The 25,528-nt window shown below is 59.0% G+C and carries 24 protein-coding genes, 1 rRNA gene and 1 other RNA gene; 9 read left to right on the top strand and 17 right to left on the bottom strand.

Annotation, left to right across the window (positions count from 1 at the left end; all coding sequences use genetic code 11):
- Positions 1 to 231, bottom strand: a 16S ribosomal RNA gene (locus A3220_RS12840); the annotation flags it as partial.
- A 595-nt stretch (positions 232 to 826) separates the two neighbouring features.
- Here A3220_RS12840 and A3220_RS12835 point away from each other — a divergent pair.
- The gene (locus A3220_RS12835; protein WP_044628642.1) at positions 827 to 1,852 is read left to right on the top strand and encodes an aspartate carbamoyltransferase; all 1,026 of its coding nucleotides are present in this window, start codon (positions 827 to 829) and stop codon (positions 1,850 to 1,852) included.
- Positions 1,853 to 1,864: 12 nt separating this feature from the next.
- On the opposite strand, the gene ruvX is transcribed toward A3220_RS12835, so the two are convergent.
- The 7 genes from ruvX to A3220_RS12800 form a co-directional block, all read right to left on the bottom strand.
- The gene (gene ruvX, locus A3220_RS12830; protein WP_044628532.1) at positions 1,865 to 2,320 is read right to left on the bottom strand and encodes a Holliday junction resolvase RuvX; all 456 of its coding nucleotides are present in this window, start codon (positions 2,318 to 2,320) and stop codon (positions 1,865 to 1,867) included.
- Between the two features lie 28 nt (positions 2,321 to 2,348).
- The gene (locus A3220_RS12825; protein WP_054641227.1) at positions 2,349 to 2,906 is read right to left on the bottom strand and encodes a YqgE/AlgH family protein; all 558 of its coding nucleotides are present in this window, start codon (positions 2,904 to 2,906) and stop codon (positions 2,349 to 2,351) included.
- A 67-nt stretch (positions 2,907 to 2,973) separates the two neighbouring features.
- The gene (gene gshB, locus A3220_RS12820) at positions 2,974 to 3,930 is read right to left on the bottom strand and encodes a glutathione synthase (protein ID WP_062375169.1); all 957 of its coding nucleotides are present in this window, start codon (positions 3,928 to 3,930) and stop codon (positions 2,974 to 2,976) included.
- 69 nt (positions 3,931 to 3,999) lie between these two features.
- Entirely contained in the window at positions 4,000 to 4,704 is a 705-nt protein-coding gene (locus A3220_RS12815) for a S1-like domain-containing RNA-binding protein (protein WP_044628535.1), read from the bottom strand.
- A gap of 138 nt (positions 4,705 to 4,842) precedes the next feature.
- On the bottom strand, positions 4,843 to 5,610 hold the full coding sequence (locus A3220_RS12810) for a 16S rRNA (uracil(1498)-N(3))-methyltransferase (protein ID WP_062375167.1): 768 nt from the start codon (positions 5,608 to 5,610) through the stop codon (positions 4,843 to 4,845).
- A 3-nt stretch (positions 5,611 to 5,613) separates the two neighbouring features.
- The gene (secB, locus tag A3220_RS12805) at positions 5,614 to 6,123 is read right to left on the bottom strand and encodes a protein-export chaperone SecB (RefSeq protein WP_044628537.1); all 510 of its coding nucleotides are present in this window, start codon (positions 6,121 to 6,123) and stop codon (positions 5,614 to 5,616) included.
- A gap of 61 nt (positions 6,124 to 6,184) precedes the next feature.
- On the bottom strand, positions 6,185 to 6,607 hold the full coding sequence (locus A3220_RS12800; protein ID WP_044628538.1) for a rhodanese-like domain-containing protein: 423 nt from the start codon (positions 6,605 to 6,607) through the stop codon (positions 6,185 to 6,187).
- Between the two features lie 254 nt (positions 6,608 to 6,861).
- Between A3220_RS12800 and gpmI the strand changes: the two genes are divergently transcribed.
- From gpmI to A3220_RS12785, 3 genes are all read left to right on the top strand, one after another.
- Positions 6,862 to 8,424, top strand: a complete 1,563-nt coding sequence (gpmI, locus tag A3220_RS12795) for a 2,3-bisphosphoglycerate-independent phosphoglycerate mutase (RefSeq protein WP_062375165.1) — start codon at positions 6,862 to 6,864, stop codon at positions 8,422 to 8,424.
- On the top strand, positions 8,424 to 9,581 hold the full coding sequence (locus A3220_RS12790; RefSeq protein WP_062375163.1) for a peptidoglycan DD-metalloendopeptidase family protein: 1,158 nt from the start codon (positions 8,424 to 8,426) through the stop codon (positions 9,579 to 9,581). Before gpmI ends, A3220_RS12790 begins: the two co-directional genes overlap by 1 nt.
- An 87-nt stretch (positions 9,582 to 9,668) precedes the next feature.
- Positions 9,669 to 10,970, top strand: a complete 1,302-nt coding sequence (locus A3220_RS12785) for a S41 family peptidase (RefSeq protein WP_062375161.1) — start codon at positions 9,669 to 9,671, stop codon at positions 10,968 to 10,970.
- Here the strand turns inward: A3220_RS12785 and A3220_RS12780 are convergent, their stop codons facing one another.
- From A3220_RS12780 to A3220_RS12765, 4 genes are all read right to left on the bottom strand, one after another.
- Positions 10,971 to 12,227, bottom strand: coding sequence for a UbiH/UbiF/VisC/COQ6 family ubiquinone biosynthesis hydroxylase (locus A3220_RS12780; RefSeq protein ID WP_062375160.1), 1,257 nt, complete (start codon positions 12,225 to 12,227; stop codon positions 10,971 to 10,973).
- Positions 12,228 to 12,270: 43 nt separating this feature from the next.
- The gene (gene ubiH / locus A3220_RS12775) at positions 12,271 to 13,509 is read right to left on the bottom strand and encodes a 2-octaprenyl-6-methoxyphenyl hydroxylase (protein WP_062375158.1); all 1,239 of its coding nucleotides are present in this window, start codon (positions 13,507 to 13,509) and stop codon (positions 12,271 to 12,273) included.
- Between the two features lie 118 nt (positions 13,510 to 13,627).
- Entirely contained in the window at positions 13,628 to 14,965 is a 1,338-nt protein-coding gene (gene pepP / locus A3220_RS12770) for a Xaa-Pro aminopeptidase (RefSeq protein WP_062375156.1), read from the bottom strand.
- 29 nt (positions 14,966 to 14,994) lie between these two features.
- A complete protein-coding gene (locus A3220_RS12765; protein WP_062375155.1) occupies positions 14,995 to 15,573 on the bottom strand; it encodes a YecA family protein in 579 nt (192 codons plus the stop codon).
- 167 nt (positions 15,574 to 15,740) lie between these two features.
- Here A3220_RS12765 and A3220_RS12760 point away from each other — a divergent pair, with 167 nt between their 5' ends.
- From A3220_RS12760 to A3220_RS12750, 3 genes are all read left to right on the top strand, one after another.
- Positions 15,741 to 16,049 (top strand): cell division protein ZapA, encoded by a 309-nt coding sequence (locus A3220_RS12760; protein WP_044628546.1) that lies wholly within the window; start codon positions 15,741 to 15,743, stop codon positions 16,047 to 16,049.
- 59 nt (positions 16,050 to 16,108) lie between these two features.
- Positions 16,109 to 16,291, top strand: a non-coding RNA gene (ssrS, locus tag A3220_RS12755) — 6S RNA.
- A 7-nt stretch (positions 16,292 to 16,298) separates the two neighbouring features.
- A complete protein-coding gene (locus A3220_RS12750) occupies positions 16,299 to 16,949 on the top strand; it encodes a 5-formyltetrahydrofolate cyclo-ligase (RefSeq protein WP_252860471.1) in 651 nt (216 codons plus the stop codon).
- 405 nt (positions 16,950 to 17,354) lie between these two features.
- Here the strand turns inward: A3220_RS12750 and ilvA are convergent, their stop codons facing one another.
- Entirely contained in the window at positions 17,355 to 18,869 is a 1,515-nt protein-coding gene (gene ilvA, locus A3220_RS12745; protein ID WP_062361494.1) for a threonine ammonia-lyase, biosynthetic, read from the bottom strand.
- A 158-nt stretch (positions 18,870 to 19,027) separates the two neighbouring features.
- On the opposite strand from ilvA, the gene rpiA reads away from it, so the two are divergent.
- The gene (gene rpiA / locus A3220_RS12740) at positions 19,028 to 19,699 is read left to right on the top strand and encodes a ribose-5-phosphate isomerase RpiA (RefSeq protein ID WP_062375153.1); all 672 of its coding nucleotides are present in this window, start codon (positions 19,028 to 19,030) and stop codon (positions 19,697 to 19,699) included.
- On the opposite strand, the gene waaA is transcribed toward rpiA, so the two are convergent.
- The 3 genes from waaA to A3220_RS12725 are packed head-to-tail and all read right to left on the bottom strand — an operon-like array spanning position 19,694 to position 23,497.
- A complete protein-coding gene (gene waaA, locus A3220_RS12735; protein WP_062375152.1) occupies positions 19,694 to 20,980 on the bottom strand; it encodes a lipid IV(A) 3-deoxy-D-manno-octulosonic acid transferase in 1,287 nt (428 codons plus the stop codon). The two genes, rpiA and waaA, sit on opposite strands and share 6 nt — an antisense overlap.
- Complete coding sequence (gene hldE / locus A3220_RS12730) at positions 20,980 to 22,410, bottom strand: bifunctional D-glycero-beta-D-manno-heptose-7-phosphate kinase/D-glycero-beta-D-manno-heptose 1-phosphate adenylyltransferase HldE (protein ID WP_062375150.1); 1,431 nt, start codon at positions 22,408 to 22,410, stop codon at positions 20,980 to 20,982. The genes waaA and hldE overlap by 1 nt, the downstream gene beginning before the upstream one ends.
- Positions 22,400 to 23,497: a glycosyltransferase family 9 protein gene (locus A3220_RS12725; protein ID WP_062375148.1), complete on the bottom strand. Its 1,098-nt coding sequence runs from the start codon at positions 23,495 to 23,497 to the stop codon at positions 22,400 to 22,402. Before A3220_RS12725 ends, hldE begins: the two co-directional genes overlap by 11 nt.
- Here A3220_RS12725 and A3220_RS12720 point away from each other — a divergent pair.
- Positions 23,496 to 24,230 (top strand): 3-deoxy-D-manno-octulosonic acid kinase, encoded by a 735-nt coding sequence (locus tag A3220_RS12720; protein ID WP_062375146.1) that lies wholly within the window; start codon positions 23,496 to 23,498, stop codon positions 24,228 to 24,230. The genes A3220_RS12725 and A3220_RS12720 overlap by 2 nt on opposite strands.
- On the opposite strand, the gene A3220_RS12715 is transcribed toward A3220_RS12720, so the two are convergent.
- Complete coding sequence (locus A3220_RS12715) at positions 24,215 to 25,315, bottom strand: glycosyltransferase family 4 protein (protein WP_054641228.1); 1,101 nt, start codon at positions 25,313 to 25,315, stop codon at positions 24,215 to 24,217. The two genes, A3220_RS12720 and A3220_RS12715, sit on opposite strands and share 16 nt — an antisense overlap.
- Positions 25,316 to 25,528 lie beyond the last annotated feature (213 nt).

The raw sequence follows: 25,528 nt of genomic DNA, 5'->3' as shown, positions 1-25,528 counted from the left end.
CATAGGGCTCATCCCATAGCGGGAGCCGGAGCCCCCTTTCTCCCGTAGGACGTATGCGGTATTAGCCTGGGTTTCCCCAGGTTATCCCCCACTATCGGGCAGATTCCTATGCATTACTCACCCGTCCGCCGCTCGTCAGCATCCAGCAAGCTGGATCTGTTACCGCTCGACTTGCATGTGTTAGGCCTGCCGCCAGCGTTCAATCTGAGCCATGATCAAACTCTTCAGTTTAAAATCATTGTGATCCTTACGTGTCACTCGAAAGCGACAAAAGCGGATCAAACTTGGCTCAAGGTTCAAACGAATTCGAAAGATGTGAACATCTTTCTTGTGCGCTTGCCTTGATAATTGGTGATTTATCACCCTCACCGGCAAGCGCCCACATGAATTACCTGATCAAATTGTTAAAGAGCAACTTTCTTAAGTTCGCTGTGCTGTACTGGCTCGATGACCTGAACCGTGTTGCCTCAGCGAGGAAGGCGTATTCTACGCATTTCCTGGTGTTTGTCAACCGCTGTTTTAGCGAGTGAAGCGAGTGATCTAAACAACAACAAGACGGCTCTAACTTCCTGACAAACCAGAGGTTTTTCAACCTCCTTCACCGCTGGTAACGCTTGGCGTCCCCGGCAGCGGATGCGTACTTTACGGATTCGCGGCCGGGTTGGCAAGAGCTAATTATCAAATAGTCGAAAAAAGTCTCTGCCTCCTTATCTGCCCTCTTCTATAGAGCAATGGAAACCGCTTCGGCACGTCTAGTTTGGCGGTTACACTTAGCACTTTATATAACTGCCACCTTCACCCACGCCCACTAAAGATGAGGTCCATGATGAGCCAGCACCTATTAACTGTCGATTCATTAAGCCGCGAGAGCGTTGATCACTTGTTACGCGTGGCGGCACGCATGGAGCCGATTGCTAGCCGCCGCCAAGTCACGCGGGTGTTGGAAGGTGCAGTGTTGGGCAACCTGTTTTTTGAAGCGAGCACTCGCACACGGGTGAGCTTTAATGCCGCGTTCTGCCGGCTGGGGGGAAGCGTGTGCGACACCACAGGCTTTACCTTCTCGTCCATGGCCAAGGGCGAGTCGCTTTACGACACCAGCCGTGTAATGAGCGGCTACTGCGATGCGATTGTGATGCGTCACCCAGACCAAGGTTCGGTAGCCGAATTCGCCGCCGCCACCCATGTGCCCGTCATTAATGGTGGCGATGGCCCAGGCGAGCACCCAAGCCAAGCCCTGCTGGACCTTTATACGATTGATAAGGAGTTTCAGCGATTAGGCAAACGCTTAAGCGGGGCGCATATTCTGCTGACCGGTGATTTGAAATACGGTCGCACGGTGCATTCGCTGATTAAGCTGCTGTCACTCTATGACCCGCTGCGTATTACGCTGGTGTCGCCACCAGGGCTGGAGATGCCTTCTTACTTAATTGATCTAGTGGCTTCTCGCGGGCATCGCATTGAGCAACGCGACTCACTGGCCAGTGACTTTGCCGATTTGGATGTGGTGTACACCACCCGCATTCAGAAAGAGCGCTTTACGGATGAAATGAACGAGAGTTTCCAGGGGCTTTCTGACGACTTTATGGTCAACCGTGATTTTCTTGACCAGCGCTGTAGCCAAAGCACGATCGTGATGCACCCGCTTCCCCGAGATAGCCGCCCAGGCGCTAATGATTTGAACGTCGATTTGAACGGCGATCCGCGGCTGGCGATTTTCCGCCAAACCGATAATGGTATCCCCATGCGGATGGCGATTTTTGCCACGCTGCTAAAAGTGGATGACCTGATTGAGAAAGACCTGCGCCCGGTCCGCTGGTTCGTGCCTTCCCAAACTGGCACCCTGGACCGTTAATACGGCGGTGGATTAGTAAGCGCTCCGTCCGCCGGGAAGGCCTTCCTGGTGGGCGAACCAACCTTCCAAAATTAACACCGCGGCAATACCGTCTACGCTCTCTTCTCGGTAGTTACCTCGGTGGCCCGCCGTGTGGGCAATCCGCTTGGCTTCTTGAGTCGAGCCACGCTCATCGACCATCTCACAGGGTTTGCCGTAGCGGCCATGCAGGCGATTGCCGAACTTACGCGCCCGGGTACTCATAAGCGACTCAGTTCCATCCATATTGAGCGGCAAGCCGACGACGAACAGATCTGGCTGCCACTCTTCAATAAGGCGTGTGACCACGTTCCAGTCAGGAATGCCGTCACGCGCGGGCAGCGGCGTCAGCTCCCGCGCACTGTGCAGCAGCTCGTTACCCACGGCGACGCCAATGCGCCGCGTTCCAAAATCAAACGCCAAGATCAGGCGCTGCCCGTTATCTGCCATCCCACTTACGCCTCATCCAACCGCACGCTTATGCATGCCCTGCGTTGCGCGTCATTAGGTTTAAATCAATCCCGAGAATACCGGCAGCGGCCGTAAGACGCTCGGCTGGAGGCGTATCAAACAGCACGTTGCTTTGGCCCTCTACCGTTAGCCAGGCGTTCTCTTTCAGCTCATCCTCTAACTGACCCACTTCCCAGCCTGCGCAGCCTAAGCACACCAGAAAGTGTTCGGGGCCAGTGCCATCCGCCAGCGCTTGGAGAATATCCATGGAGGTAGTGAGCGCAATGCCATCTTCCACCTGGACGCTGGAGTCCCACGCCTGGCTGTCGCCAACGTGAAGAATAAAGCCGCGATCTTTATGCATGGGGCCGCCGTAGTAGACCGGCGCATTGCGGTGGGGGCTGTCGTCGCCGCCGAGTGAGAGCTGCTCAAACAGCGCATCCAGGGTAATTTCCAGCGGGCGGTTGGCAATCACGCCCATACAGCCATTGTGGTCATGGTCACATAAATAAATCAGGCTGCCCGTGAAATTAGGGTCTTCCATGTGGGGCAGCGCCATCAAAAAGTGGTGTTTTAAGCTTTGCATGCGTCTCCTACGGCTTGCCGATAACTCGGCAAGCCTTACGTCATTTGGCGAATAGAACGTTCACCGATTAGGCCAAGCGACGTTCGATAGCGTCTAACAGCATTCCGGAAATATCGGTGCCGCGTTGATCGTCGATCTCACGGACACAGGTGGGGCTTGTGACGTTGATCTCGGTAATGTAATCACCGATGACATCCAGGCCGACAAACATCAGGCCTTTCTCGCGAATCATTGGCTGCACCTGCTGGATCAACCAGTGGTCGCGCTCGGTTAGTTCGCGGCTCACACCGCGACCGCCTGCGGCTAGATTGCCGCGGGTTTCGCCCGCCGAAGGGATTCGCGCTAGGCCAAACGGCACCGGCTCGCCATCGACCAAAAGAATCCGCGTATCGCCATCCTTGATTTCCGGCAGGTAGCGCTGAGCCATGATTTGGCGCTGGCCACGCAGCGTCAGTTGCTCAATCACCGCGCCAATATTGCGGCCATCGGGGCCGATATGAAAAATGCCCGTGCCACCCATGCCGTCGAGTGGCTTGAAAATCACATCGCCGTGCTCGGCATGAAAGGCGCGCAGTACATCATCACGGCTCGCCACAACCGTCGGCGCGCAGCACTGGGGAAACTGCTGGGCAAATAGCTTCTCATTACACTGCAACAGCGCAGCAGTGGGGTTAACCACCAGCACGCCCTCGCGCTCGGCAAAGCCCAGTAGATGCACCGCGTTAATAAACTCCGCATCCACCGGCGGGTCTTTCCGCATCAGTACAACATCCAGCTCGGCCAACGGACGCTGAGTCGCCTCGCCTAGGTCGTACCAGTGCTCTGGGTTACGGTACACGGTGAGTGGACGCATCCGCGCGTAGGCTTTGCCCGCCTGTAAGAACAGGTCGTCCTGCTCCATGTAGTGCAGCGTATAGCCGCGCTCTTGAGCGGCCCACAGCATGGCTAAGGTGGTGTCTTTCTTGTACGCGATGTCGCTGATGGGATCCATCACCACACCGAGATGCAACGTTGATTGGCTCATCGAAATACAGTCCATGCAGGATCAATAAGTCATCAGTATGCCGCACTGCAGGCACGGCTCCAACCGCGGCTATTGATCCGACGTATCGGAGAGCGCACCGGGCACTAGGCGGATCGCATCCGGCGCCAGGGTGATCAACTGCTGTTTATAGAGACGGCCAATCGCCTGCTTAAAAGCGCTCTTGCTAACTCCCAAGCGGGTTTTGATATCGTGCGCCGAGCTTTTATCACCCAGCGGCAGATAGCCGCCGCTCTCACGCAGCGCTTTCAGCACTTTATCACCCACCACATCCAGGCGGGCCGCACCGGGCGGTAGCAGTGAAATATCCACTCGGCCATCCTCGCGGCGCTGTTTCACGAAGCCTTTCAGCGACTGCCCACGGCGCAGAGGTTGGGTAATATCATCCTGATAGATCAGCCCCCAGTAGCGGTGATTGACCACTACTTTCATGCCTAAGTCCGTGCGGTCGGCCACCACCACATCGACTTCGTCGCCCTTCTCTAGCGCCCAGGCATCGTCCGTCAAAAAACGGTCAAGACGCATGGTAGCGACCGGCCGCCCCTGGTCATCGCTATACAGCATCACCAGTACTCGTTTGCCGGGGTCGGGGCGAAAACGCTGTTCGCTATAGGGCAGCAGCACGTCCTTGGGCTGGCCCCAACGCAGAAAGGCGCCCGTACTGTTCACTGCCGTCACGGTCAAGTAAGCGACTTCTCCCAGCTGGGCAGTCGCATCGCTGGCGGATCGGGGGGTGGAGTGTGACTCACGGACCATGGGTGCCGTCCTTACAAGAAGTAGATCTTCATTATGGTACCTTGCCTAGGCAAGGCAAAGCGGCGTCGAATGACGCCAGCGCTGGGTACAAAAAAACCGCCGCCGCAACAAACACGGCAGCGGTTTGATAGTAAGCGCTTACAAATCGCCGAAGTGGTGCTGCAGCAGCGTGAGCGCGACCACAGGAGCCGTTTCGGTGCGTAGCACCCGTGGCCCCAGCGTCAGTGGCGTAAAGTGGCTGGCGATAGCGGCCTGAATATCCGTATCGCTTAAGCCGCCCTCTGGGCCAATCAACAGTGCGGCGGACGCGGGACGCTCTGGCTGAGCAAAGCCGTTACCTGTCGCTAAGTGCAGCATCAAGCGCAGCGGCTCTTGGCGCTCGGCCAGCCACTCACCTAACGCCTGCGGAGGGTGAACAGGCGGCACCACTGCCCGGCCGCTCTGTTCGCAGGCACTGGCCGCCACGGCCTGCCAGTGCGCCAGCTTTTTCTCTTCGCGGTCGCCTTTCAAACGCACATCGCCCCGCTCGGTATACAGCGGGGTAATCGCCGCCACACCAAGCTCAACGGCTTTTTGAATGGCGTAATCCATGCGGTCGCCCTTGGAAATCGCTTGCCCAAGATGCACCGCCAGCGGCGACTCGCCACTGCCTGACCACACCGCCTCAACAGTAACAGTGGTGTGCTTACGCCCCACCTCCGCCAGCCGAACACCCGCCTCTTGGCCTGCGCCATCAAACAAGATCAGCGGCGCGCCTTCGCCCATGCGCAGCACGCGGGTAACGTGCTTAGCAGGGCCCTCAGGTAGCGTTAAGGTAGCGCCCGCTGACAGCTCAGCAGGCACATAGAGACGCGGCATTTTGCCGTGTAGCGCGATCCAACCAGCGGCGTTTAGCGAACCCGACATAGCTTAGTGCGTGTTCTCAGCCGCTTGGCTTGCCTGCTGCGCTTCGCGCTGCTTGCGCTGGGCGTACATGGCTTCGAAGTTGACCGGCGCCAGCATCAGCGGCGGGAAACCTCCACGGTTGACCAGGTTGTCAACACACTCACGGGCGTACGGGAACAGCAGGTTAGGGCAGAACGCACCCAGCGTTTGCTCAAGCTGTGCGCCTTCGATGCCGGAAATACGGAACAGGCCCGCCTGCTCGACTTCTGCCAAAAACGAGGTGGTGCCAGTTTCGCTGTCGTTGACCTGCGCGGTCACTTTGACGACCACTTCATACTGGTCGTCGGCCACTTTCTGGCTGGTGGTGTTCAGGTCCAGATTCACCTTCGGCTTGAACGCCTGCTTGAACACAGAAGGAGAGTTCGGCGCTTCAAAGGAAATGTCTTTCACGTAAATACGCTGTAAAGAGAATTTCAGCTGGGGCTTTTCGCCTTCTGCGGCACCTGCCTGCGGGGTGTTGTTATCTTCCGCCATGGGAGACTCCTCGTTATTCATTCAATAAAAAAGCGTGCGGCCCAGAGGCCGCTTTCGTCGTTTACTTCTTCACTACGGGAAGACCATCGGCCTGCCACTGCATCATGCCGCCGCGCAGCTTCATCGCCCGTTCAAAGCCCGCTTTTTCCAGCTTTGCCTGGGCAGCGCCCGAACTTTGGCCATGCTTGCAGACCACAATGATCGGCTGGGCTTTCACTTTATCCAGCTCGTTCATGCGGCTATCAAGGCTGCTTTGGGGAATGTTGCGAGCGCCAGCGATATGTCCGGCTTTGAAGTCTTTGCTCTCACGAATGTCCAGCACCACCGCGTCTTCGCGGTTGATGAGCTGAGTGGCCTGGGTAGAGGACACCGCATTCGAGGAGGCGCTACGCGTTTCATAAACAATCCACGCTATGAGCACCAGCAAAAATGCCCCCACGAGGAGGGGGTGGTTCATTACGAATTCGAACAGCTGATCGATCATCGCGAACACAATCTCTTGGTCTATGCAGAAAAAAGCGGCCTAACCGCCCTCAGAAACGCGACAAGTATACACGTCACAGGGCATACCGCGCAGGCCATGACGCCCGACGGCTGCCTGCGTTATGATGCCCCAAGCGCGCGCCTGTCGCGACCCCGATTATCAGGTGTTGTCTGAAAACTGGCTGAGCCGCCCTCACCAGCGTTTCAAACTGCACCTCATGTCGCTTGGCTGACTCAAATACGAGGGAATTTTCAATGACAACACCTGCACCGCGCCCCGTTGCGCTGATTATCCTAGACGGCTACGGCCACAACCCCGACAACGCCCACAACGCTGTCGCTGCGGCCAATACCCCAGTGATGGACGCACTGTGGGCTAACCGCCCTCACGCCTTCGTGCATACCGATGGCCGTCATGTGGGGCTACCCGACGGCCAGATGGGCAACTCCGAAGTCGGCCATATGAACCTGGGTGCCGGGCGTATCGTTTACCAAGACTTCACGCGCATCACCAAAGCCATTGAAGATGGCGACCTGGATACCAACGAGGTGCTCACCAAGCCCATCGACGCAGCAGTCGCCAATGGCCGTGCCGTGCATCTGCTGGGCCTGCTCTCTCCAGGCGGTGTCCACAGCCACGAAGACCACTTTATCGCCATGGCCGAGCTGGCAGCGCGGCGCGGTGCCCAGCGCATCTACGTGCATGCCTTTCTAGATGGGCGGGATATGCCGCCGCAAAGCGCACTGGCGTCTATCGAGCGCGCCAACGCCCGCCTTTCAGAACTGGTCGGTGCCGATAACGGTTTTGTGGCTTCCATCATTGGCCGATTCTTCGCCATGGACCGCGACAACCGCTGGGAGCGCGTTGAGCAAGCCTACCGCCTGCTCACCGACGGCCACGCCGATTACACCGCCACCAGCGCGGAAAGCGGACTACGCGACGCCTACCAGCGCGGTGAAACCGACGAATTTGTGGCGGCGACCAGCGTGCCGGTTAACGGTAACGCCATTACATTACAAGATGGCGACGCAGCGATATTCCTAAACTTCCGCTCCGACCGCGCCCGCGAGCTGACCCGCGCCTTCACCGATGCAGAGTTCACCGGCTTTGAGCGCCGTGCGCGCCCAACGCTTGCCGGTGATGGCTTGGTCATGATGACGCAATACTCAGCGGACATCGCCGCGCCAGCCGCGTTTCCGCCTACCGACTTAACCGACACCCTAGGCGAAGTGGTCGCTAAGCGCGGCCTCACCCAACTGCGGATTGCCGAAACAGAGAAGTACCCCCACGTGACGTTCTTCTTCTCCGGCGGTAACGAAGCTGAGTACGAAGGTGAAGAGCGCATCCTGGTGCCGTCGCCTCGTGATGTGAAAACCTACGACGAAAAGCCGGAAATGAGCGCCTATGAGATTACCGATAAGCTTGTAGAAGCCATTGATAGCGGCCGTTTCGATCTCATGGTGTGCAACTACGCCAATGGCGACATGGTAGGCCACACTGGGGATTTCGACGCCGCCGTGAAAGCGATTGAGACCGTCGATATTTGCGTTGGCCGCGTGGTGGAAGCGATTGAGCGCGCGGGCGGTGCCTGCCTGATCACTGCCGACCACGGCAATGCCGAGCAGATGGTTCACCCGGAAACCGGTGCACCGCAAACTGCCCACACCACCTTTGTGGTGCCGCTAGTATACGTTGGTGAGCGCGCCGCCCAGCTCGAAGATGGCCGCCTGTGTGACCTTGCCCCCACGCTGCTGACCATGATGAATCAGCCACAGCCTGAGGCGATGACCGGAACTCCGCTGCTGCGCTTCGAGTAATGCCCATGTGGCAACGGCTAGCTCGAACGGCCTTATTAGCGACGGCCTTGCTAACGCTGGGCTATTCATCAACGGCGATGGCACAACAGGACGAACAGGCTGCCAGAGAGCAACTTGACGCCATCGGCCAAGAAATTGATGCCATGGCCAAGCGGCTGAGCGCCACGGACCAAGCGCGGAACAGCGCCCAGCACGAGCTACGCGAGGTGGAAACAGAGCTGGCCCAGACCCACCAGCGGCTGGACCAGCTACAGGCCGAGCGACGCCAGCTCGCCGATGAAACCACCCAGCTACGCCAGCACCGCGAACGCTTAGAGGGTGAACGCGATGCCCAGTACGCCGCGCTAGGTCAGCAGCTTGCCGCGCTTTACCGGCTGGGGCCAACGCCCCAGCTGAAGTTGCTGCTCAACCAAAGCGATCCCGCTGAACTTGACCGCATGCAGGCCTACTTAAACCGGCTAACACAGGCGCGCCAGCAGCGCTTGACCGATATCGCCCGTCTGGATACCGCGCTTGTGGATACCGAGCAGGCGCTGGCCGAGCGCCAGACCCGGCTGGATGCCCTGGCGGACGAACTGGAAGCGCAAAGCGCGCTGCTGGCCCGCCGTACCGAGGAGCGGCGCAGCGTCGTGACCACGCTGGATGATCGTTACGAGAGCGAAGCCGACCGCCTGGCCGATCTCAGCCAGAGCCGCGAACAGGCCGAGCAACAGCTCCGCGCGATTCAGGCCGAACTGGCGCGCCTGGCAGAGCCCACACCTACCACGCACATTACCCGCACCCAAGGCGATTTGCCTTGGCCCGTGCAAGGCAGCATCACCGCCAGCTTTCAGCGGCGGAACGGGGTTCACTACAACGGCATCGTGATTCAGGCCAGCGAAGGCACGGCAGTCACGGCGGTTCATTCAGGCCGTGTGGTGTTTGCCGACTGGATGCGAGGGTTCGGTAACTTATTGATCATCGACCATGGCGATCAGATCATGACGCTCTACGCCCACTTGCAGCAGTTCAGCGCCCGCCCGGGGCAGCAAGTGAGCCGTGGCGATGAAATTGGCCGTGTAGGCAGTAGCGGCGGCCAAGCCAGCCCCTCGCTTTACTTTGAGGTGCGCCACAGCGGCGAACCAATTAATCCGCAACGTTGGATTGCGCGCCGTTGACGGGATAAGCTGGTGATAGTGGCTTTATGATGAACGTCTCAACCTGAGCAGCGCGGCTGGCGCTGCCTTTCGCCTAGCGGAGTCCGCATGACGCTATCTGTTACCGAGGTATCGGCCCCTGCCAAGCGCTTCTTGGCTACCCTGCTTCCGCTCGCGCTGCTGGCTGCTCCGCTACCCTTGGCAGCCCAACCGGCGAACAGCGTTGCCGACGACCTGCCACTAGAAGAGATACAAACCTTCGCGGAAGTATTCGAGCGCATCAAACGCGGCTATGTAGAAGAAGTGGATGACCGCACCTTACTGCGCAATGCCATGCGCGGCATGCTCAACGAGCTAGACCCTCACTCGGCCTATTTAGACGAGGAGGAGTATCAGAGCCTGCGAGAGTCTGCCCAAGGCGAGTTTGGCGGTATCGGCATTGAAGTGGGCACCCAGAATGGCCAACTGATGGTCGTCACGCCCATTGATGACACGCCCGCTTCACGGGCCGGCCTGCTGTCTCAGGATATTATCGTCGCCATCGATGGCACCCCCACCGATAGCCTATCGCTGCAGGAAGCCGTCAACTTAATGCGCGGCGAACCCGGCACGCCACTGCGTTTAACTATTTTGCGCTCAGGTGAAGAGTCGCCCCGCGAGTTCACGCTCACCCGCGAAGTGATCCGCAGTGAGAGTGTCAAACATGAAACGCTGGAGCCAGGCTACGGCTACCTGCGTATCAGCCAGTTTCAGTCACGTACTCCCGAACAGGCGCGCCAAGCCATTGAGCGCATGATGCGCGATCAGCCGCTGGAAGGTTTAATTCTGGATCTGCGTAATAACCCTGGTGGCGTTCTTCAGGCGGCGGTCGGAGTGACGGACCTCTTTCTGGATGAAGGGCTGATTGTGTATACCGAAGGGCGACTCTCGGATACCGAAATGTCGTTTTCTGCCTCTCCGGATACGCCGGCGGGCGACATACCGCTCGTGGTGCTAATCAACAGCGGCAGCGCATCAGCGGCTGAAATTGTCGCAGGCGCTCTGCAAGACCAGCGCCGGGGCGTCATCATGGGCACTGAAAGCTTTGGTAAGGGCTCGGTACAGCAGATCATGCCGTTGGGCAACGGCGAAGGTTTGAAGCTCACTACCGCCCTTTACTACACCCCGAATGGCCGCTCGATTCAGGCGCAAGGCATCGAGCCGGATGTCGAGGTGGTACGTGGCCGCCTGGAAGTGGCGGAGGCACGACGCGCCATTCGTGAGGCGGACCTGGACGGACACCTCGGTAGCCAAAGCGACATGCCACCCGAGCGTGCCGCCATGTCTCAGCGGCTGCGCGACGACTACCAGCTCAGCGAAGCCCTTAACCTGCTGAAAGCGCTGAACGTGGTGGATCGCCGCCGCGACTAGCTAGCGGCACGACGCCGGCAGGCGGCCCCGCTCTCCGGTCGCCTGCCGCATCACCACACGCTTAAGCGGCACGAGCTGGTTCATGCCACTCATCCCCAGGTTGCGCGCCAGCGTAAACACTGGCTGATGGCTGCCAAACAGTACCTTAAAGCCTTTCATTAAGCCCAGCATGGCCGTGTTATCCAAGCGCCGACGGCGCTCATAGCGACTCAGCGTGGCCAAGCTACCCCAAGGGGCACCCCGGTGCCATGCCGCCACCACCTCTTCGGCTAATACCGCCGCGTCCATTAATCCCAAATTAACGCCCTGCCCGGCCAGCGGATGAATGCTATGGGCGGCATCGCCTACTAGAGCAAAGTTGGGCTGCACATAATGCTGGGCGTGGCGTTGCACCAGCGGAAACCGATAGGCGCTATCCACGGGCATGACATCGCCCAGGCGATGGTCAAAAGCCTCGCCAAGCGCCTTCCCCAGTGCCTCAGCAGAGTAAGCGGTGAGTTCACTGGCATGCTCAGGCGTTGTAGACCATACAATGGAACAGAAGCGATCATCTCCATTGACAGTGAGCGGTAAGAAAGCCAGCGGACGACCACCGATAAAGGCTTGGCGAGCGGTAGCGCCGTGGGACTGTGCGCAGCGCACCGTGGTGACAACCGCCTCTTGCTCCATGGACTCCTCCGCCACCGAGATGCCTGCTAGCGCTCGCAAGACAGAGCGTGCGCCGTCGGCAGCGATCACCAGCGCCGTTTGTAGCTGGCTACCGTCCTCCAGTACCAGCCAGCGGCCGCTGGCAGTCGTCTGTAGCGCCGATACGCTGACGCCATCGAAGCGTGTCAGGGTCGGCTGCTTGGCAACTTGCTGATTCAGCGCGGCCTGTGTGACATCGTTTTCTACAATATGGCCGAGCACGGCGGTGCCCGCTTCGTCCGCCGAGAAGTGAATATGGCCACTACCCTCAGCATCCCACACCTGCATATAGCGGTAAGGCGTTACCCTTGCCGCCGCCATGGCGGGCCATACGCCCAAATGCGTGAGCAGCCGTTGGGACACCGGGGTCAGCGCGCTAACGCGGGGGGCGGGAATCTCGCCAGCGACGTCATCCAGGCGCAGCGGCGATGCCTTGGCTTCCACCAGCGCCACCTGCATTCCCGCTTCTGCCAGTAGCCCGGCCAGCGCAGCGCCCACCATACCCGCGCCAACAATTACCGCATCGAAACGCGTGACGGGCGGCTTAGCTGCTTGTGATTGCGTTGTCATAACACTCCTTGGCTTGGGTCATTGAGGGCACTGGATAAGAGCGTCAGCGCTCCAGGCCCATCGCGCGGCGTGCCAAGCCACGGCGCAGCGGGCCAATCAAATTAAGGCCGATCAACCCAGCGCCACGGGCGTGGGACAGCAGCGGCAATGAGTAACCAAACAGCCGCACTAAGCCGTCACTAAAGCGGATCACATTGGCGCGGTCTTGGGCGCGGCGGCGCTCAAACGCCTGCAACGTGTTCATATCTCCCAAGGAGCGCTGCTGCTGAGCACCCTGGGAGAGCGCTTCAACCAAATCCATCACCGAACGCAGCGCTAAATTGAAGCCCTGGCCAGCCACCGGGTGCAACGCATGGGCCGCATTGCCCAGCACGGCTAAGCCGGGGCGCACAGGCTCTTCTGCGGTGACCAGCGAAAGCGGATAGCTAAACCGCTGGCCAATGCGGGTAAAGCGCCCGACTCGGTCGCCAAACGCCTGCTGAAGCTGGCTCAAGAAGGCATGATCCGGTAGCGATAATCGTGCCTGCTCGCTACCGCTGGCATGGGTCCAGACCAGCTCCATAGCCTGCCCCGGCAGTGGCAGCAGCGCGATGGGTCCCTCGGAGGTAAAGCGTTCGTAAGCAATCCCTTGATGGGGCTGGCTAATGCCCACATGGGCAATGACCGCCGTCTGCTCATAGGAGTGACGGCGGCTAGCAATCCCTAGCTGTTCCTTCAGCCCCGAGCGGCCGCCATCGGCCAAAATGGTCAGCGCGGCCGTTAGCTCGCTGCCATCGGAAAGCCGCAAATGGTGGCCGCTGGCCGTGGGAGTCATCTGTGCCACCGTGGCTGGGCAGTGCCACTCAATGGGTAATTGCTGCAGCTTCTGATGCAACACGCGTCCCATCCAAGCGTTGGGTATCACGTGACCCAAGGCAGCGACGCCTAGCTCTTGTGCATTAAGACGCGTCGCGCCCAAACGGCCCCGCTCGCTGATATGAATACGATTAATCGGTGTGGCCTCGACCTGCATCGCTTCCCACACGCCTAGCTGTCGAAAGCGCTGCGCCGAGCCTTCGGCAATGGCGCTGGCGCGGGCATCAAAGCTTGGCTGCCACGTCGTTTCCTCGGCGCTCTGCGGTAGCGCATTGGCCTCAATGATAGCGACTCGCCAGCCATAGCGCTCAATCAGCGGTGCCAATGCACAGCCCAAGCTGGCACCCACCAGCCCACCGCCCACAATCACGATGTCATGGGTGGGCGACTGCTGCTGTGCAGGCGTTACCTGTTCTGCCCCATGCATTGGCTTCTCCTCATCACAATACGCGCTTATATAACGCACTTACATTATAAGCACCTTGGCTAAACGTAATTTCGTAACGTAGTTTACATAAACAAAAAAAACAGACCGTTTTTGCTGGTTATTTTTTAACCATCAACTGCTCTATTTCGTCTATCTGCTTAGGCACTCCATCAGTGAGAATGTCATGCCCCTGTTCGGTGACCACAACGTTATCTTCAATACGAATGCCAATACCGCGATAGGCAGCGGGAATATCGTCTTCATCAGGGATATAGAGCCCAGGTTCTACGGTAAGCACCATGCCTGGGGCAAGCAGGCGAGGCGTCGCTTCGTCCAAGCGGTAGGTGCCCACATCGTGTACATCCAACCCTAACCAGTGAGAAGTGGAATGGAGGTAAAAGCGCCGATAGCTTTCGTCATCAATACGCGCCTGAACGTCTCCCTCTAAAAGCCCCAGCTCAATCAGGCCAGCCGTAAGGTCATGCACCACGCCCTGATGGATATCCGCTAGCGTAGCGCCAGGCGCAATGGCATCCACCGCACGCACCTGGGCATCTAACACCACTTGGTAAAGCGCCCGTTGAGCATCATTAAAGCGCCCACTCACCGGGAAGGTGCGTGTGATGTCGCCCGCATAGAGATCAAACTCTGCACCAGCGTCAATCAGTACCAGCGTGCCCTCCTCCAGCACATCACTGTTCTCAATATAGTGCAGCACACAGGCATTGGCGCCGCCGCCCACAATCGTGCCGTAGGCAGGCCCGCTAGCGCCGTGCCACACAAAAGTGTGCTCCAGCTCGGCCTGAAGCTGGTACTCACTTAGCCCGGCTTGGCAGGTGCGCATAGCGCGTACGTGGGCCTGGGCTGAAATGGCTGCTGCGTGACGCAGCAAAGCAATTTCAGCGGAGCTTTTGATTAGGCGCATCTCGTGAATCAGTGGGCGGCTATCCAGCCAGCCTTTTAGTGCGGGCTTGCCTCGGCGCATGCCCGCTTGGGCATGGGCAAGCGCCTCTTCAGCGATGCTAACCGCGTCGGGGTTATCCAGCGGCGCATAGAGCAGCTCACGGCCATCCAACAGCTCTGCCAGCAGGTCGTTGCGCTCAGCGTTCTCGAACGCTTGGTCGATACCATGCAGGCTGACAACGCCCTGCGCTCCTAGTCGTCGGCCGGTCCAGGCTTCCATGGTGGGGTCGCGGTCTTGGCAGAACACTACACTTTGCCCTTCAGCGCGGCCTGGTAGCAGTACCAGCAGCGCGTCAGGCTCTTGAATGCCCGTTAGATAGTAGAAGTCGCTCTGCTGGCGAAAAGGGTATTCGCTGTCGTGGGAGCGGGTGACGAGCGACGCCCCAGGCACCACCAGCGCGGCGCTGGTTGGCAGCTGTGCCATCAGCGCTTCTCGGCGCCGACGATACTCGTCTGGTTGAATAGCAGCAGGGCGAGGCAGTGGCGTGAGCATAACGGCTCCTATGCAAGCGTGAAGTGGGTTCAATGAACGGGGGCGTCGGTTTGCTCTACCTGTGGCTTACCCGGGTGCTGTTCGGTGTACAGCAACATGGCCGCCATTCGGGCATGCTCGGTTAAAGCAAACAGGTCGTTCTCGTTTTCCGTGCTATCGTCGATGTCGGTCTCCATCTGGCCAAGGCCCTCCAGATCATCAATCGCTTCTTTCAGCGTTTGCGACCAACGCTCCCGAAGGGTGTCATCGGCCACCTCATCCACTACTTCCATAAAGCCAAGCGTCCACTCTTTCAGCCCTTGGGCCTGTTCTGCCAAAGAGAACAGCTCATCGGGAAGTAATGGCGCGTAGTTCAGGTCGCTGGCACTCAGCGCTTCTAGGGTTTGACGACGCCAGCCTAGCAGCCGCTCGGCACTGGCCGGGTCACGGGGTTGCTCTACCCCCAAGCTGAGACACACTTCTTCCAGCCACGCCTCGGCGGTCACGTCGCGCAGAGCCAATAAGCCGCACAGCCGTCCATCCAAAAACGCAGGAGACTGCATACTACCGTGACGTAAAAATACATCCGCTATGTCAGAAAAGTCCTGGCGCTCGTCAATCAATGACATGATTCATGCTCGCTTTATACAGTGTAAAGATAAGACCACGAGGATAGGCGGGCGAGCCTGCGCGTTGACCCCGCACAAGCGGCTCTCTTATAGTGAACCCCGTCTATCCTTCCTATGTAGTGATGTTAACGCATCGGGCCCCTTGCTGGCCCGTGCTGGAGCCATTGATGAGTAACGCAAAGCGGCCAACGAAAGAGATCACCCTACTGGGTCGCAGCTATATGATTGCCTGCGACACGGGCGAAGAAGTCCAGCTTGAACGCGCTGCTCGCTATTTGGACCGCGCCATGCACGGCATTCATGCCCAAAGCAGCGTGCTGGGCAGCGAGCGTATCGCGATTATGGCGGCGCTAAATATTACCCACGAGCTGCTGGAAGCGCTGGATGAGCACCGCGCCGGAGAAGCCAACCTCAACCGCTTAAATGATCGGCTTGAGCGAGCACTTGCGGGCACTCGGCCGCGCAAAGAGCCTTAAGCCCTTCAACATCTTCAACCGATACTTTGGCATTAGCGGTGGCTCTGTTAGGATAGCGGTGTTCTCTGGGGTGTACGCCAGTCGTTATAGTCCCTCGAGCCTATGCGCAGTACCCAGGGGGCCAAATGCTAGCCAGACCCGTGTGCATGTCCGTGCGTCGGAAAGCCTGACGGTTTGGCTGCGGCCACCCACCTGAACCAGTAGGTTCAGGGCCAGAACGACAGCGGCATTCTGGGGAACACTCTTTTAATGGCCTACCGCGTTATGACCCACACCACGCCTAGCGATAAGCCTGCACTACGTCGAGAATTAAAACGCCGACGCCGCACTCTCACCGCCGAACAGCAAAAGCAGGCGGCTCTGGCCCTGTGCCAACGCCTAAAACAGCTTCCAGAAATTCGTCGTGCCAAACGGATCAGCCTTTATCTGCCGGTCAACGGTGAGATCGACCCCACGCCGTTAATTCCTTGGCTGCGCCAGCGCCGGGTGGCGATCTACTTGCCTGTACTACGCCCTTTTAGCGATAACAGCCTTTGGTTTGTGGCCTACGGCGATACCACGCCTATGGTCAAAAACCGCTTTGGCATTGCCGAGCCCTGCCCGCGCTTTGCTGCCCAGCGCCGCAACCGGCTGCCCGCGTGGGCGCTGGGCACACTGATCGTGCCGCTGGTGGGGTTTGATCAGCACGCGAACCGGATGGGCATGGGGGGCGGATTTTATGACCGTAGTTTGGCGTTTATGCGCCGCCCAGGGCCAGCACCTACGCTGATTGGCGTGGCCCATGCCTGCCAACAGGTGGATGCCCTGCCAATCGAACCCTGGGATATCCCGCTCAACGCGGTAGTCAGCGATACTGCTGTTGTACGGCCAACCAATGCAGGGCCAACAAAAACGGGCTGATCGCTATGATCAGCCCGTTTTATTGATTCACCTAGCAGGTGCAGCGTCGATACCGTTAGCGCTGTTGTTAACCGTTGGTTAACTCCCCGACAGCGCTTGCGCATATCCAGTGGCTAATACGCCGAGTAAAAACACCACTGTTAACGCCATCACCATATCAGGCTTTCTACGCCGCATGCTTCTTCTCCAACGTGTTTAACAGTTGCCAAATGCCCTTAGTGCGTCACCAAGTTTTTCATTTTGAGGAGATGACCCACTTCACTAATTTCGCTCACGACTATAGGGCCATAAGGGGCTCAATGACAACTGCTAATAGCACTATTTTAACCCCTTAATTAAACGTTTCAACAACACCTCTCTGCCTAGCAGCTCTGACATGCACCGTTAGTAAGCACTTACATAGTGTTACGCCATAAAGAGCCGGTAAGCGGGGTTATCACTCTCTTGCCAGTAGCGGTAGCCAATCGCGTCTAAATACTCCGCAACATGGGTACGATCTTCACTGGGCACCTGCATGCCCACCAGAACGCGGCCATAGGCAGCCCCGTGGTTACGATAGTGAAACAGCGAAATGTTCCAGTCGTGTGGCAGCTGAGTTAAGAAGTTCATCAATGCGCCAGGGCGCTCAGGAAACTCGAAGCGATAAAGCTCCTCTTCAAAACGTTCGCTGGGGCGGCCACCGCTTAAGTGACGAATATGCAGTTTCGCCAACTCGTTATCGGTTAAGTCTTCTACCTGATAACCACCCTCACGCAGTTTATCAATTACTGCTTGGCGATCTTCCCCACCAGGCTTGACCTGCACACCCACAAAGATATGCGCTTCGCTATCATCGGCGTAGCGGTAGCTAAACTCGGTGACCATACGCTTGCCCAGCGTGCGACAGAATTTCTTAAAGCTGCCGGGTTTTTCTGCAATGGTGACGGCCAGAATGGCTTCGCGCTGCTCACCCAACTCGGTGCGCTCGGCAATATGCTGCAAGCGGTCGAAGTTGGTGTTGGCGCCAGAGTTAATACACAGCAGCGTCTCGCCTTCTGCACCAGTTTGCTGCACGTACTTTTTAAGGCCCGCTAACGAGAGTGCGCCCGAAGTTTCAGCGACGGCGCGGGTATCTTCAAAAATATCTTTCACCGCGGCACACATCTCATCGGTGTTAACAGTGATCACATCGTCAACAAGGTCACGCACCAGCGAGAACGGCACCTCGCCAATTTGCGCCACCGCCACACCCTCGGCAAAGACGCCCACCTGGTCCAGCACCACGCGCTCACCGGCTTCCAGCGCAGCTTTCAAGCAGGCGCTATCCTCCGCTTCCACACCGATGATTTTGATATCCGGGCGAAGGTACTTCACATAGGCAGCCACCCCGGCAATCAGCCCGCCACCGCCTACGGGGATAAAAATCGCATCTAACCGGCCACTATGCTGGCGCAGAATCTCAACGCCAATGGTGCCTTGGCCTGCCACTACGTCGATATCGTCAAACGGCGGAATATAGGTGTAGCCGTGCTCTTTGATCAGCTCCTGGGCATGCTCGGCGGCGGCGGCAAAGGCATCACCTTTTAGCACCACTTTCGCCCCACGGGCACGCACCGCCTGCACTTTGATGTCCGGCGTAATGCGCGGCATGACAATCACCGCTTTCACGCCCATCAGCTTAGCCGCCATGGCTAACCCCTGGGCGTGGTTGCCCGCCGAAGCAGCGATCACGCCTTTGGCTTTCTGCTCATCGGTCAACTGGGCCATTTTGTTGTAGGCCCCGCGGATTTTGAACGAGAACACTGGCTGCAAATCTTCGCGTTTAATCAAAATCTGGTTGTTGAAACGACGCGACAAAAAGGGAGCGGAAGAAATAGGCGTCTCGCAAGCGGCTTCATAAACGCGGGCTTGGAGGATCTTTTTGACGGTTGCTTCGAGCATGCTGACATCCCAGAAAAATGACGTGACCCTGACGGGTGCGAACAAAACCTTTATTGGTAGCAGATTACGCCTAGCAACGTCTAGCGGCGTTTCCATCGGCAGCCAGCGATTAGGTCGTTATACTAAGGGCGACTGCCTCTCCTGATACTGGAACCATCATGACACAAGATGAACTAAAAGCTGCCGTGGCGGATGCCGCCATTCGCGAAATAGAGCCTCACCTGGATAAAGACACGGTGCTGGGCATTGGCACTGGCTCGACAGCCAATCTGTTTATTGACCGTTTAGGCCCTCTGCGCGATCGGTTCAAGGGAGCGGTTGCCAGCTCAGAAGCCAGTGCCGAACGGCTGAAAGGCCTGGGTATCGAGGTATTTGAACTGAACCATGTGGGCGACGTGCCTTTCTACATCGATGGTGCGGACGAAGTAAATGCTCACTTACATATGATCAAAGGCGGCGGCGCAGCGCTGACCCGAGAAAAGATTGTGGCCGCCTGCGCCAAACGCTTCATCTGTATCGCCGATGGTTCCAAATACGTGGCACAGCTAGGCCGCTTTCCGCTGCCGGTGGAGGTGATTCCCATGGCGCGCTCCTACGTGGCGCGGGAGTTGGTCAAGCTGGGAGCCGAGCCCGTGTATCGCCAAGGGGTGGTGACCGATAACGGCAACCATATCATCGACTGCTTTAATTTTATGATTGATGATCCGGTCGCCATGGAAGCGCGCATTAATGCCATTGTCGGCGTGGTTACCAACGGCCTGTTTGCCGCACGCGGCGCCGACATACTGCTGCTGGGCAAGACTGATGGCGTAGAGCGCACGGCGCTATAAGTAGCGGCCAAGCCCATCCAGGGTGCGCGACAACGCCCCGCGATGGGCTTCGATCACCGCCTGCCCTGCCTCACCCGCCTGCCGAGCACGCTGAGGGCAAGCGATATGCTCTGCCAAGGTGCCTGCAAGCGCCTCTGGGGAATCAACCACGGTCAGCGCCTTGGCCGCCAGCAGCGGCTCGGCAACATCACTGAAGTTCTCCAGCGACGGCCCACACAGCACGGGCTTACCCAGTGCGGCAGGCTCCAACACATTATGCCCGCCCAGCGGCACCAAGCTGCCACCCACATAGGCCACGCTCCCCGCGCCGTACAGCGCCGCCAGCTCGCCCAGCGTATCGCCCAGGTAAATCTGGGTGGCGGGTGTAACGGGTTGCTGCTGGCTACGGCGACTGACCTTCCAGCCCTCGCGCTCGCACAGTGCCGCCACCTCGTCAAAGCGCTGAGGGTGGCGAGGCACCAGCACCAGCAGTGCGTCTGGAAAGCGTTTGAGCAACTGCCGGTGGGCCGTAAGCAGCAGCGCTTCTTCCCCATCGCGGGTCGAGCCCGCGACCCAGACGGGTCGCTCTCCCCAAGCTTGAAGTAAGTGCTCACTTTCCGCCAACGCCTCTTCAGGCAGTACCTGTTCAAACTTCAGCGACCCCACCACGGTGGTGGATTCAGCCGCACACCCCAGTGCTTGAAAGCGCTCAGCGTCCTCTGACGATTTGGCGGCAAGCCACGTCACGTTGGCTAACGCGCTCTGCATCAGCGGGCGAAGACGCTGGTAGCGGGCAAACGCGCGGGGCGATAGTCGGCCGTTGACCACTGCAACAGGCACCGCCTGCCGGTGGCAGGCGTGAAGCAGATTGGGCCACAGCTCGGTTTCAAACAGGATGGCAAGCTCAGGCTGTACGCGGGCCACAAAGCGCTTGGCCGCGCCGGGAAAGTCCAGCGGAAGCAAACGGTGGGCAAGACGAGGCTGATCGGTAGCGCCCTGTTCTGCTATCAGCGCCAACGCCTGCTGGGCACCGGTGGCGGTCATGGTGGTCAACAGCAGGCTATAGTGGGGAAAGCGCGCCAGCAGCCCTTCGATCAGCGGGCGGGCAGCGCGTACCTCGCCTACCGAGGCACAGTGCAACCAAATGCGCGGTGGGGGCGGCAGCGGTTCGAGGCACAACCCCAGCCGCTGGAGCCGTGAGTAAGTGGGCACTTGCTCACGCCAGATGCGCCAGCCAATCAGCGGCGCTAAGCCATACAGCGCCGCTGAGTAGGCCAGCCGTGGCCAGCGGGGGGCTGCCATTAACTTTCGCGGTCCAGAATGGAGCTGATCATCGCCGTGGTGGAAACGCCATCTTCAAAGCCCAGCACTTTCACCTCGCCACCGTTGGCAATCACGGCGCTGCCTCCAGCGATATCCTCGGGGCGGTAGTCGCCGCCTTTAACCAGGATATCCGGCAGTACTTGCTCAATCAGGGCGGCGGGCGTGTCGTCACTGAACGGCACCACCCAATCCACCGCACCGAGCCCGGCCAGCACTTGCATCCGTCGGTTCAACGGGTTGATGGGGCGCTTCGGCCCTTTCAACCGGCCAATGGACGCATCATCGTTCACCGCCACGACCAGCCGGTCACCCAGGCGCTTGGCCTGCTCCAGGTAGGCCACATGGCCTGCGTGGAGAATATCGAAGCAGCCATTGGTCATCACCACCCGCTCACCGCGCAGCTGCGCAGCGCGAACGGCATCGACCAGAGGCGCTGGCTCGATCACGCCGAACTCGGCCAGCTTGTCGCCATGCAGCGCGGTGTAAAGCTCGGCAATGGAGAGCGTGGCGGTACCCGGCTTGGCCACCACCAGGCCCGCGCCCAAGTTGGCCAACATCATGGCTTCCGGCAGCGCATGGTTAGCGGCCAGGGCCAGACCCATCAGGCCAATCACGGTATCGCCGGCCCCCGTGACATCAAACACTTCCTGGGCACGGGTGGGCAGGTGCAGTGGTGCTTGGCCTTCACGAATCAGCGTCATGCCCTTCTCACTGCGGGTAATCAGCAGCGCTTCTAACTCAAGTTCAGCACGCAGCGCTTCGCCTCGCTCGGCCAGTATGGCGTCGGTGGCGCATGGGCCCGCCACGGCTTCAAACTCGGTTAAGTTGGGGGTAATCAAGCTGGCCCCCCGGTACTTGGTGAAGTCTTGGCCCTTGGGGTCGATCAGCACTCGCTTGCCGTGGTGGCGAGCCATCTCGATCAGCCGCTCCACTTGGTTGAGCGTGCCCTTGCCGTAGTCCGATAAAATCACCACGTCACACTCAGGCAGGGCTTGCTCAACCTGTGTCAGCAGGCCGCTGGTATCCACACTGTCGAGGCGCTGCTCAAAGTCCAAGCGCAGCAACTGCTGGTTACGGCTCATCACTCGCAGCTTGGTGATCGTGGGAATCTCGGCACTGCGCTGAAAGTGAGTGCTTACATCAGATGCAGCCAGGCGTTTGGTGAGCAGCTCGGCATTGTCATCCTCGCCCACCACGCCCGCCAGTGCCGCATGGCCGCCTAATGACGCCACGTTGAGCGCTACGTTGGCTGCGCCACCGGGGCGGTCGTCGGCATCTTCCACGCGTACCACGGGCACCGGCGCTTCTGGGGAGATCCGCGAGGTGTCGCCGTGCCAGTAGCGGTCGAGCATGACGTCGCCTACCACCAGTACGCGGGCATGTTCCAGGGCGGTTAAATCAACTTTCATCCGAGGGTCCTGTTGTGGTCTGCGCTGCGGTGTGCGCCAACAGCGCGTCTAGCTTGGCAATCACATCGTCAGCCTTGATCAAGTCCATGGCATCGGCATGGCGTACTCGCTGTCCCCAGCTCACCTCGTCCACCGATTTATGCAGGTAGGTGCGTACCGCATCGGGGTAAGCATTGACGGCAAAATCGCGCCACAAGTAGGGGGCGGCCCGCTGAGGGTTGGTGGTGGCATAGAGGCCAAGCGTCGGCGTGCCCATGGCGTTGCCCATATGCGCAGGCCCCGTATCCGGGGCGATCACCGCGCGGGCGTTATCGATCAGCGCCAATACGCCTTTCAACGAGGTGCCGCCAATGGCGTTGATCACGCTACCTGACTGGCAGAGCGCTTCGATATGGTCACCCATTTCCCGCTCAAGCGGGCTGCCGCCACCGGTGAGTACGCTCTTAAGACCGTGCTGCACCCACGCGTGTTCAATCACGCTGGCGTAGCCTTCCACCGACCAGTTGCGGAAGTTGCGCAACCGCGCGTTGCTACAAGGGTTAATCACCAAATAAGGCGCATCGCCACTAATAGCGCGGGCTTCCTCATAGGCCACTGCGGGCACCGCGAGATTCCACTCTAGGCGGTCGTCTTCGACGCCCAGCAGACGCGCAAAATCCATGAACGACTCCAGCACATGGGCGTTGGCATGGGGCGCTAGCTGGTGTTGGGTAAACCAGTGCTGAGCATCTTTGGCGCGGGCTTTGTCATAGCCGACGCGCACATTGGCTTTAAGCCCGAGCGAGAGCACGCTGGCGCGAATGGCCTGCTGCATATGCAGCAGCACATCGAAGCGGGTATCCGCCAGCTCGCGCCAGATAGCACGCATACCGGAGAGCCCCGTCGATTTGTCGTACACGACGAACTCGACCCCGGAAAGCCCGGCCAGTAAACTGTGCTCCCCCTTGCCGATAATCCAGGTAATGCGCGCGTTCGGCCATTGACGCTGCAGCGCCCGCACCGTGGGCACGAGATTGCATACGTCTCCCAACGCGGAGAGGCGCAAAATGGCAATATGGTTTGGTTGAGCAGGCAGAGAGGGCTTCATGCGCTTAGCGGCACTCCGGCAGAAAAATGGGCTGATTCTACATGATGCAGACAGTTTAAGTGACGCCTGTGCATCACACCAACTGTCCTCCCCGACTCACCCACTGAACACGGTGCTATTCGAGGCAGATTACTGGCAATCGCGAGGCCTGGTAGTCGGCGAAGCGCCGGGGCGTGGTAGCAGTTTGTTCCTGCAAGCACGCGACCACGAGCAGTGGGTGCTGCGCCCTTACCAGCGCGGCGGGCTCATCGCCAAGGTCAGCAAGCAACGCTATGTCTGGCTGGGGGCAGAGCGCACACGAGCGTTTCGTGAAGTGCGCTTGACCGCCGCGCTGTATGAGCAAGGGCTTCCCGTGCCTCGCCCAGTGGCCTGCTGCGTCACTCGGTTCGGTTTGACCTATGAGGCGGCCCTGCTGACCGTACGCATCCCGGGCGCCCGAGCGCTCGCCTCCTTACTGAGCGCCGAAGAGGCAGACGAGGCGCTGTTGATGCGCGTAGGCGCCATGATCAAGCGGTTTCACCAGGCAGGCCTGGACCACGTGGACCTCAACGCCCGCAACATTCTGGTGGATGAAGCAGGCAAGCCCTGGCTCATCGATCTCGACCGCTGCCGACTGCGCCCGCCAGGCAAATGGCAAGCGGGCAACTTGCAGCGGCTGGAACGGTCTGTGGTGAAGTTTGCCAGTGCACGCCCGCACACTCACATCGTGGCGGGCTATCACTCGGGCAGTTGATATTCACGCAGCAGTTTTTTCGCGTGCACATCGAGCGCCATATGCGCGACCACCCATCGACGCGCCTCTTCACCCAGCACCCGCCTGGTCTCCGGCGCATCGATCAGTTCTTTCAGGGCAACGGACCACTCTTCAGCCGATAGCGGGTCGGCCAGGCGACCTCTTTGCTGGTCTATCAATTCAGGGATAGCACCGCTATTGGCCCCCACGACAGCACATTGGGCAGCCATGGCCTCGATGACGGTCAGCCCAAAGGCTTCATTACGCGAAGGGATACACGCGATATCGATGGCCTGGAGCAGCGCGGGTAAGTCCTGGCGAAATCCGAGAAAGTGGACGCGCTCTTGCAAACCAAGTGCTGCGACCTTTTGCTTGATCGCCGCCACAAATGATTCGTCAGCCCCTTCATCGGCAGTGACACCGCCAATGATCAAGCCATACCACAACGCTTGGCGATCCAACGATGCCAATGCTTCCAGCCACACCTCATGCCCTTTGCCGGGCGTCAGACGTCCTGGCAGTGCAATCAAACATCCGTCCTCAGGAAGGCCGAGCGCTGATTTGGCGTGCACCGCCCCTTGGTAGGCATCCACGTTCACGCCCAGCCCAAGGCAGTGAAGGCGCGCCTCCGAGACGGGCAATGCCTGCTTGTTACGTTGATAGGTCGCCCGACTGATCGAAAAGACTCTGGTTACCCGCGAATAGGCCAAACGGTGATACACACCTTTCTTGGGCCGTGTCACTCCCATATGCTCGGTAAAAAACAGCTTTAAGCGAGGACGAAAGAGGCTGAGCAGTGCCGCAACACGCAGGTCACTTGACTTATGGCAGTGCACGATATCGATACAGTGTCGGTCTATGTAACCCAGCAACGCGGGTAGTGAAAGGAGTGCTCGGGCGTTACTCGGCACCGTGAACACACTTGCCCCAGTTCCCTCTATACTGCTGGCGACACGCGACCCGGCGATGGCAAGGCCATGGTTCACCACTCCCAGGCGCTGCAATTCAGGCATAATACGCGACGGGTACATCTCCAGTCCGCCCCACCCTTTGGACATACAGACCTGCATAATATGGTGAGCCACTAATACCTCTCTGCCATGACGTTGACACGGTTGACCATTATCACCCAAGGAGCCTTCATGAATCATCCCCAGACTGCGCAACCTCGTATTTTAGTGGTCCGCAATGACAAGATTGGAGATTTCATGCTGGCTTGGCCAGCCCTAGCATGTTTGAAGCAGGCAACACCTGAACCCCACGTCACGGTGCTGGTTCCTGCCTATACAGCTCCCTTG

The organism is Halomonas sp. KX33721, assembly GCF_001596805.1.
Classification (GTDB): Bacteria; Pseudomonadota; Gammaproteobacteria; order Pseudomonadales; family Halomonadaceae; genus Vreelandella; species Vreelandella aquamarina.
The sequence above is the reverse complement of the archived record's forward strand: the minus strand, read 5'-3'. Positions and strand labels throughout refer to the sequence as shown.

Coding starts and splice junctions, on each gene's coding strand:
- A3220_RS12835 (WP_044628642.1), top strand. CDS start 827: ATGAGCCAGCACCTATTAACTGTCGATTCATTAAGCCGCGAGAGCGTT.
- ruvX (WP_044628532.1), bottom strand. CDS start 2,320: ATGGCAGATAACGGGCAGCGCCTGATCTTGGCGTTTGATTTTGGAACG.
- A3220_RS12825 (WP_054641227.1), bottom strand. CDS start 2,906: ATGCAAAGCTTAAAACACCACTTTTTGATGGCGCTGCCCCACATGGAA.
- gshB (WP_062375169.1), bottom strand. CDS start 3,930: ATGAGCCAATCAACGTTGCATCTCGGTGTGGTGATGGATCCCATCAGC.
- A3220_RS12815 (WP_044628535.1), bottom strand. CDS start 4,704: ATGGTCCGTGAGTCACACTCCACCCCCCGATCCGCCAGCGATGCGACT.
- A3220_RS12810 (WP_062375167.1), bottom strand. CDS start 5,610: ATGTCGGGTTCGCTAAACGCCGCTGGTTGGATCGCGCTACACGGCAAA.
- secB (WP_044628537.1), bottom strand. CDS start 6,123: ATGGCGGAAGATAACAACACCCCGCAGGCAGGTGCCGCAGAAGGCGAA.
- A3220_RS12800 (WP_044628538.1), bottom strand. CDS start 6,607: ATGATCGATCAGCTGTTCGAATTCGTAATGAACCACCCCCTCCTCGTG.
- gpmI (WP_062375165.1), top strand. CDS start 6,862: ATGACAACACCTGCACCGCGCCCCGTTGCGCTGATTATCCTAGACGGC.
- A3220_RS12790 (WP_062375163.1), top strand. CDS start 8,424: ATGCCCATGTGGCAACGGCTAGCTCGAACGGCCTTATTAGCGACGGCC.
- A3220_RS12785 (WP_062375161.1), top strand. CDS start 9,669: ATGACGCTATCTGTTACCGAGGTATCGGCCCCTGCCAAGCGCTTCTTG.
- A3220_RS12780 (WP_062375160.1), bottom strand. CDS start 12,227: ATGACAACGCAATCACAAGCAGCTAAGCCGCCCGTCACGCGTTTCGAT.
- ubiH (WP_062375158.1), bottom strand. CDS start 13,509: ATGCATGGGGCAGAACAGGTAACGCCTGCACAGCAGCAGTCGCCCACC.
- pepP (WP_062375156.1), bottom strand. CDS start 14,965: ATGCTCACGCCACTGCCTCGCCCTGCTGCTATTCAACCAGACGAGTAT.
- A3220_RS12765 (WP_062375155.1), bottom strand. CDS start 15,573: ATGTCATTGATTGACGAGCGCCAGGACTTTTCTGACATAGCGGATGTA.
- A3220_RS12760 (WP_044628546.1), top strand. CDS start 15,741: ATGAGTAACGCAAAGCGGCCAACGAAAGAGATCACCCTACTGGGTCGC.
- A3220_RS12750 (WP_252860471.1), top strand. CDS start 16,299: ATGGCCTACCGCGTTATGACCCACACCACGCCTAGCGATAAGCCTGCA.
- ilvA (WP_062361494.1), bottom strand. CDS start 18,869: ATGCTCGAAGCAACCGTCAAAAAGATCCTCCAAGCCCGCGTTTATGAA.
- rpiA (WP_062375153.1), top strand. CDS start 19,028: ATGACACAAGATGAACTAAAAGCTGCCGTGGCGGATGCCGCCATTCGC.
- waaA (WP_062375152.1), bottom strand. CDS start 20,980: ATGGCAGCCCCCCGCTGGCCACGGCTGGCCTACTCAGCGGCGCTGTAT.
- hldE (WP_062375150.1), bottom strand. CDS start 22,410: ATGAAAGTTGATTTAACCGCCCTGGAACATGCCCGCGTACTGGTGGTA.
- A3220_RS12720 (WP_062375146.1), top strand. CDS start 23,496: ATGCGCTTAGCGGCACTCCGGCAGAAAAATGGGCTGATTCTACATGAT.
- A3220_RS12725 (WP_062375148.1), bottom strand. CDS start 23,497: ATGAAGCCCTCTCTGCCTGCTCAACCAAACCATATTGCCATTTTGCGC.